Genomic DNA, 15,928 nt, shown 5'->3' on the forward strand with positions numbered 1-15,928 from the left:
AGGTATCCGCCGCGGGGGGTCGCACTCATCCGCGGACGCCCTCGTCGCCGTGACGGCTCCGTGCGGATCGGCGGCACGGTAGGTTCACGGTCATGGCAGGCAGTACCCACACCGTGACGAATCAGGCGCCGCCGCTGACCGGCTACGACGTCTTCACCGCCGACCGGGCCCTGACGGCCGCGGTCGAGCGGCATCTGGCTCCGGAGCTGCGCGAGGAGGCGGTGGCGGAGCTGTCGGGCCTGGGGCGCGGCTGCGGGTCGGCCCAGACGCAGGAGTGGGGCGCGCAGGCGAACGACAACCCGCCGGTCCTGCGTACGCACGACCGCTACGGCCACCGCGTCGACGAGGTCGACTTCCACCCGGCCTGGCACCGGCTGCTGGGCAAGGCCGTCTCTGCGGGGCTGACTGCGGCCTGGTCCCGGCCGGGCGGGCACGTCCGGCGCGCGGCCGGCTTCCTCATGTGGACGCAGGTCGAGGCGGGAAACGGCTGCCCGCTGTCCATGACCCACGCGGCGGTGCCGGCCCTGCGCGCCGATCCGGGCCTGGCCGCCGAGTGGGAGCCGCGGCTGACCTCGCGCGTCTACGACCGGGGGCTGCGGCCGGCCCGCCTGAAGGCCGGGGCGCTGTTCGGGATGGGCATGACGGAGAAGCAGGGCGGCAGCGACGTCCGGGCGAACACCACCTCCGCGCGGCCGCTGGCCGAGGACGGCACGTACGAGCTGACCGGGCACAAGTGGTTCTGCTCGGCGCCGATGTCGGACGGTTTCCTGGTGCTGGCGCGGGCGCCGGGAGGGCTGACCTGTTTCCTGGTGCCGCGCGTACTGGCGGACGGCACCCGCAACGTGTTCCTGATCCAGCGGCTCAAGGACAAACTGGGCAACCGGTCCAACGCCTCCGCCGAGGTCGAGTTCGCCGGGACCTGGGCGCGCCGGGTCGGCGAGGAGGGACGCGGGGTGCCCACGATCATCGGGATGGTGGCGGCGACCCGGCTGGACTGCGTGCTGGGGTCGGCGGGTCTGATGCGGCAGGCGGTGGCACAGGCGGTGCACCACTGCGCGTACCGGGAGGCGTTCGGCGCGAAACTGGCCGACCAGCCGCTGATGCGCAACGTGCTCGCGGACCTCGCGATCGAGTCGGAGGCGGCCACCACGCTCGGGATGCGGCTCGCGGCGGCGTACGACGCGGCGGAGGGCGGCGACGAGCGGGAACGGGCGCTGCTGCGGCTGGCGGTGCCGACGGCGAAGTACTGGGTGACCAAGTGGTGTGCCCCGGTCGCGGTGGAGGCCGCCGAGTGCCTGGGCGGCAACGGCTACGTCGAGGAGTCCGGGATGCCCCGGCTGGTGCGCGAGTCGCCGCTGAACTCGGTCTGGGAGGGCGCCGGGAACGTGCAGGCGCTGGACGTGCTGCGCGCCCTCGGGCGGGAACCGTCGGCGTTGGACGCCTACCTGACGGAGGTGGGCCTGGCGCGCGGCGCCGATCACCGCCTGGACGGGGCGATCCGGGGGCTGCTGACGGAGCTGGCCGATCTGGGCGCCGCCGAGGGGCGGGCGCGGCGGCTGGTGGAGCGGCTGGCCCTGGTGCTTCAGGGGTCGCTTCTGGTGCGGTACGCGCCGCCGGAGGTCGCCGACGCGTTCTGCGCGTCGCGGCTGGGCGGCGACGGGGGTGCGGCCTTCGGCACGCTGCCGCCGACGCTGGACCTGGCATCCGTGGTGGAGCGGGCCCGTCCGGTGCGCTGATCCTTCGGTGCGGGGGTGGTGCTGCGCCGACACGGCACCACCCCCGCCACACAGGCCCGTTCAGGCCGAGTACGCCACTCGGGGCGACGTGGTTCAAGTTTGGGCACCGGTACGCCGGGCCACCAGGGTTGCAGGGGGTTGCAACTTGCTTCTGGCTGTGTGCGGACTGTGCCCTTCCGTCCCGGGCAAGCGGTCATTATGAGACGAACATCCGACTTCCGGGAGGACAGGGACCAGTGGCGCTCTCGCCGATGGACGTGACGCAGTTCGCCGCCGTCGACACGACACGCGCGGCACGCGTGCTCAGCGAGATCCGCTCCGCGAGACTCTCCGGCGGACGGGCCCCGGTGGCGCCGCGTCCCGTGATCGAGCAGTCCTGGGACCGGATGCTGCGCCGCGGTGTCGATCCGGAGCACGACTTCCGTGCCGGGCTGCTGTCCGCGGAGGAGGTGCGGCGGCGCCGGGAGGCCTCGCCGCTGCGGCACGTGCTGCCGGTGCTGCGGGAGGGACTCCTGTCGGTCGCGGACGTCGCGCACCACATCATGGTGGTCGCCGACGACGAGGGGCGGGTGCTGTGGCGCGAGGGCAGCGCGCGGGTGCTGCGCCGGGCCGACCGGCTCGGCTTCGAACTCGGCGCGGACTGGCGGGAGGAGGTCGTGGGCACCAACGGCGTGGGCACGCCGGCGGTCACCCGGCGGCCCGTCCAGGTCTTCGCCTCCGAGCACTTCGTACGGTCCCAGGCCACCTGGACCTGTGCCGGCGCGCCGATCACCGATCCGCGCAGCGGCCGGCTGCTCGGGGTGGTCGACGTGAGCGGGCCGCTGGAGACGATGCACCCGGCGACGCTCGCGTGGGTGGACTCGGTGGCCAAGCTCGCCGAGGCCCGGCTGCGGGAGTTGCACGTGCGGTCGCTGGAGCGGCTGCGCACCGTGGCCGCCCCGGTGCTGGCCCGGATGGAGGGCCGGGCCCTGGTGACCGACCGGGACGGCTGGACGGCGGCGGTGACGGGGATGCCGTACCTGGACCGGGTGGTGCTGCCCAAGTCCCCGGCGGGCGGGCCGAGGTGGCTGCCGGTGTTCGGGGCGTGCACCGTGGAGCCGCTGGGTGAGGGCTGGCTGGTGCGGGCGGCCGGGGAACCGGCCGGGCAGGAGGGCGTACGGATCGTGCTGGACCTCTCACAGCCGCGCCGCTGGTCGGTGCGGGTGCTGGGGGGCGCGGAGGACTGGGAGCGGGAACTGAGTCCCCGGCACGCCGAGTTGCTGTACCTGCTGGCCGTCCACCGCACCGGGCGCAGTGCCGCGGAGCTGGCCGACGACATGTTCGGCGACCCGGCCCGCACGGTGACCGTACGGGCGGAGATGTCCCGGGTCAGGAGGTACCTCGGGGCCTACCTGGAACACCGGCCGTATCGTTTCTGCGAAGACGTGGAGGTGGAGGTCGCCCTCCCGACCGTCCCGGGGGACCTGCTCCCCCACTCGACGGCACCGGCGGTGGTGCAACGCCGGGGGGCTGCGTCGGTGCCGTGAACGGGCGGCGACCGCCGCCCACCACTGCACGCCGGGCGCGCCCCACCGGCCCACAGCGGGGACGGATCCGTACCGTTCTCGCATATTTGCAGCGTCCGCGTCCGCCGGACCGTCCGTCTGTCGTAGCATCCTCTGGGACCGTCCCATCTGCTCCTCGGTCAACGCGGCCACCGTCGAGCACAGTTGGACGGTGCCTGTGGAGGTTTCATGAAGCATCGCGGCAGACACCGCCGACGCAGGCGGGGCAGGGCGCTGCGCGCGGCTCTGGCGGGCGCGGCTTTCGCGCTCACGGGCGCCGCCACGATGATCAGCGCCTCGCAGGCCACGGTGGCCGACGACCCGGGCACCCTGAACCCCCTCACCTCCGCCGCCGAGACCGCCGGCCTGCGGCTCACCGAGCACCAGGTACCGCGCCCCTGGCTCGACCGGCTCTCCACCGCGATGGGCGAGCCGGTGGGCGTCGGCGCCGTCCTCGGCTCCGCCGACCACACCCTGCGCGACGCCGCCGACTGCACCACCGGGGAGCGGGAGGCACTGCCCGTCTCCCCCGCGGCCACCCGCGCGTACTGCTGGGAGGAGGCCGACACCGAGGGCTGGAGTCCCGGCGCGGTCACCACCTCGGGGGACGCCGACGACGACGGCCGCTGGGGCGCCCACCGCGTCATCCTCTCCGCCTGGTCCCGCGACGACGGCACACCCGAGGGCGGTCTCGCCCGGGTCTCCTTCGTCGACGCGGACGACCCCGACCACCTCACCTACACCTCCGCGCTCCTCGCCGTCCCGGTCGACGGCGGCCACGACTACCGAGGGCTCGCCTCCCCCGTCTCCGGCATGGTCTGGTACCAGGACAAGCTGCTCGTCACCGCCGGCACCGGCGGCCGCGACGCGCTGTTCGTGTACGACGTGGACCGCGTCCAGCGGGCCACGACCGACGCGCTCGCCGTCGGCCGGGTGCCCGGCGGCTGGGCGGCGGCCGGCCACCGGTACGTGCTGCCCGCCGTCGCCTCGTACCGGCTCCCGGACTCTTCCGACGCCGCGCGTCCCGGCGCGATCTCGCTCGACCGCGGCACGGTCCCCGACAGCCTGGTGGCGAGCGAACGGGTGCCCGCGGACGGCGACCGTCCCACCCGGCTGTGGCGCTACGACCTCAGCACGGACCCGGCGCGCACCGGACTGCCGGACGCCGACTCCGCCGGACACGTGGATCCGGTGGAGGCGTACGAGACCGGGGCGGCCGAGGTGGGCGGCGTGCTGTCGTACCGTCCGGCCGGAGCGGCGCGCGCCGACTGGTACCTGGGCCGCGCGGCCGGCGGGGACGACAGGGCGGACGGGCGCGGCACCCTGTGGCGCCAGGACACCGAGGGCGCCCGGGCCGTGGAGTGCGGGGCGGACCGTTCGCAGCGCTGCTGGAGCGGACCGGCGGGCTCCCTGTCGTACTGGGCCGAGACCGGTGAGGTCTGGTCGCAGTCGGGCCGGATGCTGTTCGCGCTGCCGCTCCGGTCGATCGAGGACGCGCTGGACTGAGGCCGTCAGGGCCCCCGGAGGGGGACCGGGCGGGGATCGACAGATCCGCGGGGCTGATGATTCCCTGACCGGCATGACGAACATCGCCGTGACCACCTGGTCCCTGGAGCAGACGGCGCCGGCCGATCTGCTGCCGGCCGCCGCCCCGGAGGGGGACGTCCGGATCGTCCGCTCCGAGGTGCCCTCCCCCGAGTTCAGCCGCTTTCTGTACGCCTCGGTGGGCGGGGACATCCGCTGGACGGACCGGCTCGGCTGGAGCCACGCGCGGTGGCGGGAGCACCTGGAGCGGCCCGGCGTGGAGACCTGGGTCGCCTACGACCGCGGCACGCCCGCCGGGTACGTGGAGCTGACGCCCGGGGACGACGGCGTCGTGGAGATCGAGTACTTCGGCCTGCTCCCGGCCTTCCGGGGCCGGCGCATCGGCGGGCACCTGCTCTCGTACGGCACCGCCCGCGCCTGGGACCTGGCGGAGCGCTGGCCGGGGCTGGCCACGACCAAGCGGGTGTGGCTGCACACGTGCAGCAAGGACGGCGAGTTCGCGATGGACAACTACCAGCGCCGCGGCTTCCGCCTGTTCGACACGAAGGTGGAGGAGGAGCCCGAGGTCGCCACGCCGGGTCCCTGGCCCGGAGCTTTCCCCGCCTGACCGACCGCCCGGCCGGGCCTCGCGGCCCCGCATGTGATCCACAGCACCCTTGTCTCGCTCGATGAGACAAGGGTGTCCGCATTTTGGATTAAGCTGGACTGTGTCCAGATCGCCGTGCCAGTCTTCCGTCATGCCTGGAACTGGAATTGCCTTGGTGAGTCGGCGGCACGTCGACCTCGGCCGCATGTCCAGCGCCATCTGTCCGGCCCGCTGAGAGCACCCTCCAGCACTACCGGATCTCCTTTCTCCGCCTCATTCCCGCGCAATGACGCGCACCGTATCCGTGCGCCCATAAGCGCAGGTCAGAGCCTCCCGCCCGTCACCCGACCACCGCCCCTCACGGACGGCGCCATGCGCCGGCCCCATCCATCGCTGTCCCGAAGGACGTGTCACCCATGGCCGCCACGCCGCCGAATTCCGCTGCCGCGACCCCCCGCCGCAAGGTGAGCCGTCACCGCGGCGAGGGTCAGTGGGCGGCCGGTCACTTCACCCCGCTCAACGGGAACGAGCAGGTCAAGAAGGACGACGACGGTCTCAATGTGCGGACACGTATTGAGACGATCTACTCCAAGCGTGGTTTCGACTCGATCGACCCCAGCGACCTGCGCGGACGCATGCGCTGGTGGGGTCTGTACACCCAGCGCAAGCAGGGCATCGACGGCGGCAAGACGGCCGTTCTGGAGCCGGAGGAGCTGGACGACAGCTACTTCATGCTGCGGGTCCGCATCGACGGCGGCGCGCTGACCACCGCACAGCTGCGTGTCATCGGCGAGATCTCGCAGGAGTTCGCGCGCGGCACCGCCGACATCACCGACCGGCAGAACGTCCAGTACCACTGGATCCGCATCGAGGACGTGCCCGAGATCTGGGACCGGCTGGAGGGCGTCGGCCTGTCCACGGTCACCGCCTGCGGCGACACGCCCCGCGTGATGATCGGCTCCCCGGTCGCCGGCATCGCCGAGGACGAGATCATCGACGGCACGCCGGCCCTGGAGGAGATGAAGCGCCGGGTCCTGAACAACCCCGCGTACTCGAACCTCCCGCGCAAGTTCAAGACCGCGATCTCCGGGTCGCCGGTACTGGACGTGGTGCACGAGATCAACGACGTGGCGTTCGTCGGTGTCGAGCACCCCGAGCACGGGCCGGGCTTCGACCTGTGGGTCGGCGGCGGCCTGTCCACCAACCCGAAGCTGGGCGTGCGCCTGGGCGCCTGGGTGCCGATCGAGGACGTGCCCGACGTCTACGAGGGCGTCATCGCCATCTTCCGCGACTACGGCTACCGGCGGCTGCGCAACCGCGCCCGCCTGAAGTTCCTGGTCGCCGACTGGGGCGCGGAGAAGTTCCGGCAGGTGCTGGAGGACGAGTACCTGAAGCGGAAGCTGACCGACGGCCCGGCGCCCGCCGACCCGACCAGCCGCTGGCGCGACCACATCGGTGTGCACCGGCAGAAGGACGGCCGCTACTACGTCGGCTTCGCCCCGCGCGTCGGCCGCGTCGACGGCACCACCCTGACGAAGGTCGCCGACCTGGCGGAGGCGCACGGCTCGGGCCGGGTCCGTACCACCGTCGAGCAGAAGATGATCATCCTCGACGTCGAGCAGGGCCAGGTCGACTCGCTGGTCGAGTCCCTGGAAGCGCTGGACCTCACCGCCCGGCCCTCCACCTTCCGGCGCGGCACGATGGCCTGCACCGGCATCGAGTTCTGCAAGCTCGCCATCGTCGAGACCAAGGCGCGCGGCGCCTCGCTGATCGACGAGCTGGAGCGCCGGCTCCCCGAGTTCGACGAGCCGCTCACCATCAACCTCAACGGCTGCCCGAACGCCTGCGCCCGCATCCAGACCGCGGACATCGGCCTCAAGGGCCAGCTGGTGCTGAACGAGCGGGGCGAGCAGGTCGAGGGCTACCAGGTGCACCTGGGCGGCGCGCTCGGCCTGGAGCCGGGCTTCGGCCGCAAGGTGCGCGGCCTGAAGGTCACGGCCGAAGAGCTGCCCGACTACGTGGAGCGGGTCCTCAAGCGCTACCAGGCGGAGCGCGAGGACGGCGAGCGCTTCGCCACCTGGGCGGCCCGCGCCTCCGAGGAGGCCCTGTCATGAGCGAGCGTGCCGTGCCGTTCCACTGCCCCTACTGCGGCGACGAGGACCTGCGTCCGCACGAGGAAGGTCACGGAGCCTGGGAATGCGGGGCGTGCAACCGCGCATTCCAGCTGAAGTTCCTCGGGCTCCTGTCCCGGGGTCTTCAGCCCAACTCCACGGGAGGGGAATCGATATGACGGCCGTTCAGGAAGAACGTACGACCGAGGATCTCAAGGCGCTCGCCGAGCGGGCGGGCCGCGAGCTGGAGGACGCCTCCGCGCTGGAGATCCTCCAGTGGGCGGCGGACACCTTCGGCAGCCGCTTCTGCGTGACCTCCTCCATGGAGGACGCGGTCGTCGCCCACCTCGCCTCCCGCGCCCTGCCCGGCGTGGACGTGGTGTTCCTCGACACCGGCTACCACTTCGAGGAGACCATCGGCACCCGGGACGCCGTCGAGGCCGTGATGGACGTGAACGTGATCACGCTCACCCCGCGGCAGACGGTCGCCGAGCAGGACGCCGAGTACGGCCCGAAGCTGCACGACCGCGACCCGGACCTGTGCTGCGCGCTGCGCAAGGTCAGGCCGCTGGAGGAGGGCCTGAAGGGCTACCAGGCCTGGGCGACCGGGCTGCGCCGCGACGAGTCCGAGACCCGGGCGAACACGCCGGTCGTCGGCTGGGACGAGAAGCGGGGCAAGGTGAAGATCTCGCCCATCGCGAAGTGGTCACAGGAAGATGTGCAAACGTACGTCACCGAGCACGGCGTTCTCACCAACCCGCTGCTGATGGACGGCTATGCCTCCGTGGGCTGCGCGCCCTGCACCCGTCGTGTGCTGGAGGGCGAGGACGCCCGCGCCGGACGCTGGGCGGGCCGCGCCAAGACCGAGTGCGGACTGCACGGCTGACATGACGACGACCACCGGACCATCGAGATCCAGGGAGAACCACGTGACGACCGGAGCCACCGTCTGGCTCACGGGCCTGCCCAGCGCCGGCAAGACCACCATCGCCCACGAGCTGGCCGGGCGCCTGCGCGAGGAGGGCCGGCGCGTCGAGCTGCTCGACGGCGACGAGATCCGCGAGTTCCTCTCGGCGGGCCTCGGCTTCAGCCGCGAGGACCGGCACACGAACGTGCAGCGCATCGGCTTCGTCGCCGAACTGCTCGCCCGCAACGGCGTCACGGCGCTGGTCCCGGTGATCGCCCCGTACGCGGACAGCCGGGACGCGGTCCGCGAGCGCCACGAGGCGAACGGCACGGCGTACGTCGAGGTGCACGTCGCCACCCCGGTCGAGGTGTGCTCGGTGCGCGACGTGAAGGGCCTGTACGCCAGGCAGGCCGCGGGCGAGCTGACGGGGCTCACCGGTGTCGACGACCCGTACGAGGAGCCCGTCAAGCCCGACCTGCGCATCGAGTCGCAGGACCAGACCGTCCAGGAGTCCGCCGCGGCGGTCCACGCCCTGCTCACCGAAAGGGGACTGGCATGACGACGACCGTCGCAGCGGTGGAGGAGGGTACGGCGGGTCCGTACGCCCTCTCCCACCTCGACGCGCTCGAATCGGAGGCCGTGCACATCTTCCGCGAGGTGGCGGGCGAGTTCGAGCGGCCGGTGATCCTCTTCTCCGGCGGCAAGGACTCCATCGTCATGCTGCACCTGGCGCTGAAGGCCTTCGCGCCCGCGCCGGTCCCCTTCTCGCTGCTGCACGTGGACACCGGGCACAACTTCCCCGAGGTGCTGGACTACCGCGACCGCGCGGTGGAGCGGCACGGGCTGCGGCTGCACGTGGCCTCGGTGCAGGACTACATCGACCGCGGGGTGCTCAAGGAGCGTCCGGACGGCACCCGCAATCCCCTCCAGACGCTGCCGCTGACCGAGAAGATCCAGGCGGAGAAGTTCGACGCGGTCTTCGGCGGCGGGCGCCGCGACGAGGAGAAGGCCCGGGCCAAGGAGCGGGTGTTCTCGCTGCGCGACGAGTTCTCCCAGTGGGACCCGCGCCGCCAGCGCCCCGAGCTGTGGAACCTGTACAACGGCCGGCACGCCCCCGGCGAGCACGTGCGCGTCTTCCCGCTCTCCAACTGGACCGAGCTGGACGTGTGGCAGTACATCGCCCGCGAGGGCATCGAACTGCCCGCGATCTACTACGCCCACGAGCGCGAGGTCTTCGCCCGCTCCGGCATGTGGCTGACCGCCGGTGACTGGGGCGGCCCGAAGGACGGCGAGACGGTCGAGAAGCGGCGGGTGCGCTACCGCACCGTCGGCGACATGTCCTGCACCGGCGCCGTCGACTCCGACGCCGACAGCATCGAGAAGGTGATCGCCGAGATCGCCGCCTCCCGGCTCACCGAACGCGGCGCGACGCGGGCCGACGACAAGATGTCCGAGGCCGCGATGGAAGACCGCAAGCGCGAGGGGTACTTCTAGCCATGACCAGCACCACCGAACCCACCGAGCCCGCCGGTTCCGTCGAGCCGCTGTCGGTCGAGCAGTTGTCGGAGACCACACTGCTGCGGTTCGCCACCGCCGGGTCCGTCGACGACGGCAAGTCCACCCTGGTGGGCAGGCTCCTGCACGACTCCAAGTCGGTCCTCGTCGACCAGCTGGAGGCCGTCGAGCGCGCCTCCGCGAGCCGCGGCCAGGAGGCCCCGGACCTCGCGCTGCTCACCGACGGCCTGCGGGCCGAGCGCGAGCAGGGCATCACCATCGACGTGGCCTACCGCTACTTCGCCACACCGCGCCGCCGGTTCATCCTGGCCGACACCCCCGGGCACGTGCAGTACACCCGGAACATGGTCACCGGCGCCTCGACCGCCGAGCTGACGGTGATCCTGGTCGACGCCCGCAACGGCGTCGTCGAGCAGACCCGCCGGCACGCCGCGATCGCCGCCCTGCTGCGCGTCCCGCACGTCGTCCTCGCCGTCAACAAGATGGACCTGGTCGACTACCGGGAGTCCGTGTTCGCCGCGATCGCCGAGGAGTTCACGGCGTACGCGACCGAGCTGGGCGTGCCGGAGGTCACCGCGATCCCGATCTCGGCGCTCGCGGGCGACAACGTGGTGGAAGCGTCGGCGGTCATGGACTGGTACGGCGGCCCGACGGTGCTGGAACACCTGGAGACGGTGCCCGTCAGCCACGACCTGGCGCACTGCCACGCCCGGCTGCCCGTGCAGTACGTGATCCGCCCGCGCACCGCCGAGCACCCCGACTACCGCGGCTACGCGGGCCAGATCGCCGCCGGCACCTTCCGCGTCGGCGACGAGGTGACCGTCCTGCCGTCGGGCCGCACCTCGAAGGTGTCCGGCATCGACCTGCTGGGCGAGCCGGTCGAGGCGGCGTGGACGCCGCAGTCGGTGACGCTGCTGCTCCAGGACGACATCGACGTCTCGCGCGGCGACCTGATCGTGCCCAGCAAGGACGCGCCGGCCACCAGCCAGGACGTGGAGGCCACGGTCTGCCACGTCGCCGACGCCCCGCTCACCGTCGGCCACCGGGTCCTGCTCAAGCACGGCACCCGCACGGTCAAGGCGATCGTCAAGGACATCCCGGCCCGGCTCACGCTGGACGACCTGTCCCTGCACCCGCACCCCGGGCAGCTCGTCGCCAACGACATCGGCCGCGTCAAGATCCGCACGGCGGAGCCGCTGCCCGCCGACTCCTACGCCGACTCCCGCCGTACCGGCTCCTTCATCCTGATCGACCCGAGCGACGGCACCACCCTCACCGCGGGCATGGCCGGCGAGTCCTTCGCCGCGCCGGAACCGGTCAAGGACGCGGCGGACGACGACGGGTGGGACTTCTAGCCATGGGCTCCCCGAGTCTCCACCCCACGGATTTCTGGTCCACGTTCGCGAAGGAGGGCGGCCGCGTCGGCAGTGGCGCCCTCGGGAGTGGGCAGGGTGGCGTCGGGCGATGTGGCAGGTGACGTACGCGCACCGCTCGCGCGCCCTCGCCCACCACCGCCGTAGACGCGAACCCGCCGATCTCCCGGCCACGACCTGACACCTCGGACCAACCGACAGGCGTGAGTGCCGGGCCAACGAGAGGAACACCTCCCGTGCCTGCCACCAAGCCCCTGCGCCGCACCCTGGCGGCCCTCGCCGCCCTGCCGCTGCTGGCCCTCGCCGGCTGCGGGTACGGCTCCCAGGCCAAGGACGACGGGGGCGTGGAGATCGCCGCCGGGGCCGAGAAGACCGACGGCCTCGACTCCGTCCGGATCGGCTACTTCGGCAACGTCACGCACGCCACCGCCCTGGTCGGCAACCAGAAGGGCTTCTTCCAGAAGGAGCTGGGCGCGACCGAGGCCAAGTACGCGGTGTTCAACGCCGGCCCGTCCGAGATCGAGGCGCTGAACTCGGGCTCCATCGACATCGGCTGGATCGGCCCGTCCCCGGCGGTCAACGGCTACGCCAAGGCGGACGGCAAGAATCTGCGGATCATCGGCGGCTCGGCCTCCGGCGGCGTGAAGCTGGTGGTGAACCCGGACAGGATCAAGTCGCTGGAGGACGTCAAGGGCAAGCGCATCGCCACTCCTCAGCTCGGCAACACGCAGGACGTCGCGTTCCTCAACTGGGTGGCCGAGCAGGGCTGGAAGGTCGACGCGCTCAGCGGCAAGGGCGATGTGACGGTCGTCCGCAGTGACAACAAGGTGACCCCGGACGCCTTCCGGTCCGGTTCCGTCGACGGCGCGTGGGTGCCGGAGCCGACCGCCTCCCGGCTGGTCGCCCAGGGCGGCAAGGTGCTGCTGGACGAGGCGACGCTGTGGCCGGACGAGAAGTTCGTGATCACAAACATCATCGTGCGGCAGGAGTTCCTGGAGGAGCACCCGAAGGCCGTCGAGGCGGTGCTGAAGGCCTCGGTCGACACCAACGAGTGGATCGAGGCCAACCCCGACGAGGCCAAGGCCGCCGCGAACGAGCAGCTGGAGAAGGACACCGGCAAGGCCCTGCCCGCCGACGTCCTGGACCCGGCGTGGGAGTCGATCCGGCTCACCGACGACCCGCTGGCCGCCACCCTCGACACCCAGGCCGACCACGCCGTCAAGGCGGGCCTGCTGAAGCAGCCCGACCTGACCGGCATCTACGACCTCACGCTGCTCAACAAGGTCCTCAAGGCCAAGGGCGAGCCCGCGGTCGACGACGCCGGTCTCGGCGTCCAGTAAGCCCGGAACCCGACCCGTCCCCAGGAGGTGACGACCATGGCCACGACCACGACCCTCGCCAAGGCCGACGAGGGCACCGCGGCGGCCACGCACGCCGCCCGGATCGAGCACGTCTCCAAGTCGTACCCGGGCCCCGCCGGGCAGCAGCTCGTACTGGACGACATCTCCCTCGATGTCGCGCCCGGCGAGTTCGTCACCCTCCTGGGGGCCTCCGGCTGCGGCAAGTCCACACTGCTGAACCTGGTGGCGGGCCTGGACAAGCCGAGCGCCGGCGCGATCAGCACGGACGGGCGGCCGGCCCTGATGTTCCAGGAACACGCCCTGTTCCCGTGGCTGACGGCCGGCAAGAACATCGAACTCGCCCTGAAGCTGCGGGGCGTGCCCAAGTCCGAGCGCCGCGACAAGGCGGAGGAACTCCTCGAACTCGTACGGCTGAAGGGCGCGCACGGCAAGCGGGTGCACGAGCTGTCCGGCGGCATGCGCCAGCGGGTCGCGATGGCCCGGGCACTCGCCCAGGAGAGCAAGCTCCTGCTGATGGACGAGCCCTTCGCCGCGCTCGACGCCATCACCCGCGACGTCCTGCACGACGAACTGACCCGCATCTGGCGCGAGACACGGCTGTCCGTCCTCTTCGTCACCCACAACGTGCGCGAGGCCGTCCGCCTCGCCGAGCGCGTGGTGCTGCTCTCCTCGCGTCCCGGGCGCATCGCCCGCCAATGGACGGTCGGCATCCCGCAGCCGCGCCGCATCGAGGACGCCGAGGTCGCGGAACTGTCCGTCGAGATCACCGAAGAACTGCGTGGGGAGATCCGCCGCCATGGCCAGCACTGACACGACGCGCCCCCCGAAGGAGGGCGGCGATCTCGCCGGTCTGGAGGCGGGCCTGGACGCACTGGAGACGGTGCAGCAGGGCCGCACGCCCTTCCGGCGGACCTTCGTGGAGAAGATCCTTCCCCCGGCCGTCGCCGTCCTCCTGGTACTGGCCGTCTGGCAGGGCCTGGTCTCCTTCGAGATCGTCGACGACCCCACCAAGCTGCCCGCCCCGTCCGACGTGTGGGACGTGGTCCACCAGGCATGGCTCCAGGGCGAGCTGCTCGGCTACATCTGGACCAGCGTCTCGCGCGGACTGTCCGGCTTCCTGCTGGCCCTGCTGATCGGCACCCCGCTCGGGCTGCTGGTCGCCCGGGTGAAGTTCGTGCGCGCCGCGATCGGCCCGATCCTGTCCGGCCTCCAGTCACTGCCCTCCGTCGCCTGGGTGCCGCCCGCCGTGATCTGGCTCGGCCTGAACGACTCGATGATGTACGCCGTCATCCTGCTCGGCGCGGTCCCCTCCATCGCCAACGGCCTCGTCTCCGGCGTCGACCAGGTCTCCCCGATCTTCCTGCGCGCGGGCCGCACCCTGGGCGCCACCGGCCTGAAGGGCACCTGGCACATCGTCCTGCCTGCCGCACTGCCCGGCTACGTCGCCGGCCTGAAACAGGGCTGGGCCTTCTCCTGGCGCTCCCTGATGGCCGCCGAGATCATCGCGTCCTTCCCCGACCTGGGCATCGGTCTGGGCCAGCTCCTGGAGAACGGCCGCAACGCCAGCGACATGGCCATGGTCTTCGAGGCCATCCTCCTCATCCTCATCGTCGGCATCGCCATCGACCTGCTCATCTTCAGCCCGCTGGAACGGTGGGTACTGCGCAGCCGCGGCCTGCTGGTGAGGAGCTGAGAGACGTCATGTCCGCTCCGGTCCTCCTGGTCATCGCCCACGGCAGCCGCGACCCGCGGCACGCCCAGACCGTGCACGCGCTGGTGCGCCGGGTCAGGTCGCTGCGCCCGGACGTACGGGTGGAGACGGGCTTCCTGGACTTCAACGTGCCCTCGGTGCAGGGGGTGCTGGAGTCCCTGGAGACGGAGGGTGTGCGGGACGTCGTAGCCCTGCCCCTCCTCCTGACCCGTGCGTTCCACGCGAAGGCGGACGTCCCCGCGGTCCTGGCGGACGCGCCACCACGGCTGCGCATCCGCCAGGCGGAGGTGCTCGGCCCCTCCCCGCTGCTTCTGTCGGCGCTGGAACGGCGCCTGTACGAGGCGGGCGTCACGCCCGCCGACAAGTCCTCGACCGGGGTCGTACTGGCCTCGGCGGGGTCCTCGGACCCGGAGGCGATCGCAGTGATCGCTGAAATCGCGCGGGAGTGGCGGCACACCGGTTGGTGCGCCGTGCGGCCTGCGTTCGCCTCCGCATCCCTTCCCCGCACCGAGGACGCGGTGCGGGAGCTGCGCGAACTGGGCTGCGCCCGCGTGGCCGTCGCCCCGTACGTCCTGGCCCCCGGCTTCCTGCCGGACCGCATCACGCGGGGCGCGGCCCGGGCGGACGTACTGGCGGACGTCCTCGGTCCCTCGCCGGAGGTCGCGCGGGTGCTGCTGGAGCGGTACGAGGCGGCGCGGGTGCCGGTGCTGGCGGCGGTGGGGGCCTGAGGCCACCGGCCGTGCTCAGGCGGCGGTCAGCTCCACCAGCTTGGTGACGGTGTTCCAGTTGCGGGTGGTGGCGATCAGGCCCTTGGTCATCCGCGGCCTTGCCAGGGCCTCGGCGAGCCTGGAGCGCCCGAGGCCGTTCGGCGCGTACAGGTACAGGGCGCGGTCACCGAGGCGGAAGTCCTCCGGCTGGAATGCGGACCGGTCGACCGGTGCGAAGCGCTCCTCGTCGACCGGCGCGGAGAAGTAGGTGACGTGGAGCTGTCTGGGCTCCAGGTCGGCGGCCGGGAAGGGACAGGCGTCGGCGACCGCCCTGAGGTAGGCGTGGTCGCGGACGATGACGTCCACGGCGAAGCCGAAACGCTTCCCGATCGCCCGCGTCAACTCGGCGGCCAGCGACTCCTCGTCGCCGCGCCCGGACGCGAACACCGCCTGTCCGCTCTGGAGATGGGTGCGTACGGCGTCGTGGCCGAGCTCCTCCAGGAGTGCGCGCAGGTCGGCCATGGGGAGCTTCTTCGCGCCGCCCACGTTGATCCCGCGCAGCAGCGCCGCGTACATCATCGTCATGCGCACACCATAGAACGGCCGTCGCGCCCCGTGGGGGTGGGCACGACGGCCGGGTCCGCGCCGGGCGGACGTGCGCGCCACTTTCGCCGATGAGGTGTCCGTGGTTCAACCACTACGCGCGCCTGTGACTTATTCAACAACATTGATCTGACGTGCTCCCTGGCCCAAGGTCGGGGATTCCGGCGGGGTCGTCCAACCCTTCCGGGGGCTTCCTGCTCAACGGCGCTGTGCCGGGACTTGCGTCCTG

16 protein-coding genes are annotated in these 15,928 nt (G+C 72.1%); 15 read left to right on the forward strand and 1 reads right to left on the reverse strand.

What is annotated here, in order from left to right; translation table 11 throughout:
• Positions 1-92 precede the first annotated feature (92 nt).
• The 15 genes from ACFW47_RS16770 (at position 93) to ACFW47_RS16840 (ending at position 15,117) form a co-directional block, all read left to right on the forward strand.
• Positions 93-1,736, forward strand: a complete 1,644-nt coding sequence (locus ACFW47_RS16770) for an acyl-CoA dehydrogenase family protein (RefSeq protein ID WP_386306155.1) — start codon at positions 93-95, stop codon at positions 1,734-1,736.
• Between the two features lie 236 nt (positions 1,737-1,972).
• Positions 1,973-3,262 carry a GAF domain-containing protein gene (locus tag ACFW47_RS16775; protein WP_386276493.1) on the forward strand — a complete coding sequence of 430 codons (1,290 nt, stop codon included), beginning with the start codon at positions 1,973-1,975 and terminating at the stop codon, positions 3,260-3,262.
• A 207-nt stretch (positions 3,263-3,469) separates the two neighbouring features.
• A complete protein-coding gene (locus tag ACFW47_RS16780) occupies positions 3,470-4,786 on the forward strand; it encodes a hypothetical protein (RefSeq protein ID WP_386276495.1) in 1,317 nt (438 codons plus the stop codon).
• A 73-nt stretch (positions 4,787-4,859) separates the two neighbouring features.
• Positions 4,860-5,432: a GNAT family N-acetyltransferase gene (locus ACFW47_RS16785; RefSeq protein ID WP_386276497.1), complete on the forward strand. Its 573-nt coding sequence runs from the start codon at positions 4,860-4,862 to the stop codon at positions 5,430-5,432.
• 130 nt (positions 5,433-5,562) lie between these two features.
• Positions 5,563-5,646: a putative leader peptide gene (locus ACFW47_RS16790; protein ID WP_310887545.1), complete on the forward strand. Its 84-nt coding sequence runs from the start codon at positions 5,563-5,565 to the stop codon at positions 5,644-5,646.
• Between the two features lie 181 nt (positions 5,647-5,827).
• On the forward strand, positions 5,828-7,525 hold the full coding sequence (gene sirA, locus ACFW47_RS16795; RefSeq protein ID WP_386276499.1) for a sulfite reductase SirA: 1,698 nt from the start codon (positions 5,828-5,830) through the stop codon (positions 7,523-7,525).
• Positions 7,522-7,701 carry a hypothetical protein gene (locus ACFW47_RS16800; protein WP_386276501.1) on the forward strand — a complete coding sequence of 60 codons (180 nt, stop codon included), beginning with the start codon at positions 7,522-7,524 and terminating at the stop codon, positions 7,699-7,701. Before sirA ends, ACFW47_RS16800 begins: the two co-directional genes overlap by 4 nt.
• Positions 7,698-8,408 carry a phosphoadenylyl-sulfate reductase gene (locus ACFW47_RS16805; RefSeq protein ID WP_386276503.1) on the forward strand — a complete coding sequence of 237 codons (711 nt, stop codon included), beginning with the start codon at positions 7,698-7,700 and terminating at the stop codon, positions 8,406-8,408. The genes ACFW47_RS16800 and ACFW47_RS16805 overlap by 4 nt, the downstream gene beginning before the upstream one ends.
• 43 nt (positions 8,409-8,451) lie before the next feature.
• The gene (cysC, locus tag ACFW47_RS16810; RefSeq protein ID WP_386276505.1) at positions 8,452-8,988 is read left to right on the forward strand and encodes an adenylyl-sulfate kinase; all 537 of its coding nucleotides are present in this window, start codon (positions 8,452-8,454) and stop codon (positions 8,986-8,988) included.
• Complete coding sequence (gene cysD, locus ACFW47_RS16815) at positions 8,985-9,923, forward strand: sulfate adenylyltransferase subunit CysD (protein WP_386276507.1); 939 nt, start codon at positions 8,985-8,987, stop codon at positions 9,921-9,923. The genes cysC and cysD overlap by 4 nt, the downstream gene beginning before the upstream one ends.
• 2 nt (positions 9,924-9,925) lie before the next feature.
• Positions 9,926-11,299 (forward strand): sulfate adenylyltransferase subunit 1, encoded by a 1,374-nt coding sequence (locus ACFW47_RS16820; protein WP_386276509.1) that lies wholly within the window; start codon positions 9,926-9,928, stop codon positions 11,297-11,299.
• Between the two features lie 254 nt (positions 11,300-11,553).
• Positions 11,554-12,657 carry an aliphatic sulfonate ABC transporter substrate-binding protein gene (locus ACFW47_RS16825; RefSeq protein ID WP_386306156.1) on the forward strand — a complete coding sequence of 368 codons (1,104 nt, stop codon included), beginning with the start codon at positions 11,554-11,556 and terminating at the stop codon, positions 12,655-12,657.
• 36 nt (positions 12,658-12,693) lie between these two features.
• Positions 12,694-13,488 carry an ABC transporter ATP-binding protein gene (locus tag ACFW47_RS16830; RefSeq protein WP_386276513.1) on the forward strand — a complete coding sequence of 265 codons (795 nt, stop codon included), beginning with the start codon at positions 12,694-12,696 and terminating at the stop codon, positions 13,486-13,488.
• Positions 13,475-14,371: an ABC transporter permease gene (locus ACFW47_RS16835; protein ID WP_386306157.1), complete on the forward strand. Its 897-nt coding sequence runs from the start codon at positions 13,475-13,477 to the stop codon at positions 14,369-14,371. Before ACFW47_RS16830 ends, ACFW47_RS16835 begins: the two co-directional genes overlap by 14 nt.
• Before the next feature lie 8 nt (positions 14,372-14,379).
• Positions 14,380-15,117, forward strand: coding sequence for a sirohydrochlorin chelatase (locus ACFW47_RS16840; protein WP_386306158.1), 738 nt, complete (start codon positions 14,380-14,382; stop codon positions 15,115-15,117).
• Between the two features lie 15 nt (positions 15,118-15,132).
• Here the strand turns inward: ACFW47_RS16840 and ACFW47_RS16845 are convergent, their stop codons facing one another.
• The gene (locus ACFW47_RS16845; RefSeq protein WP_386306159.1) at positions 15,133-15,681 is read right to left on the reverse strand and encodes a DUF1697 domain-containing protein; all 549 of its coding nucleotides are present in this window, start codon (positions 15,679-15,681) and stop codon (positions 15,133-15,135) included.
• Positions 15,682-15,928: the final 247 nt, after the last annotated feature.

This window comes from Streptomyces sp. NPDC058796 (assembly GCF_042745235.1).
Classification (GTDB): Bacteria; Actinomycetota; Actinomycetes; order Streptomycetales; family Streptomycetaceae; genus Streptomyces.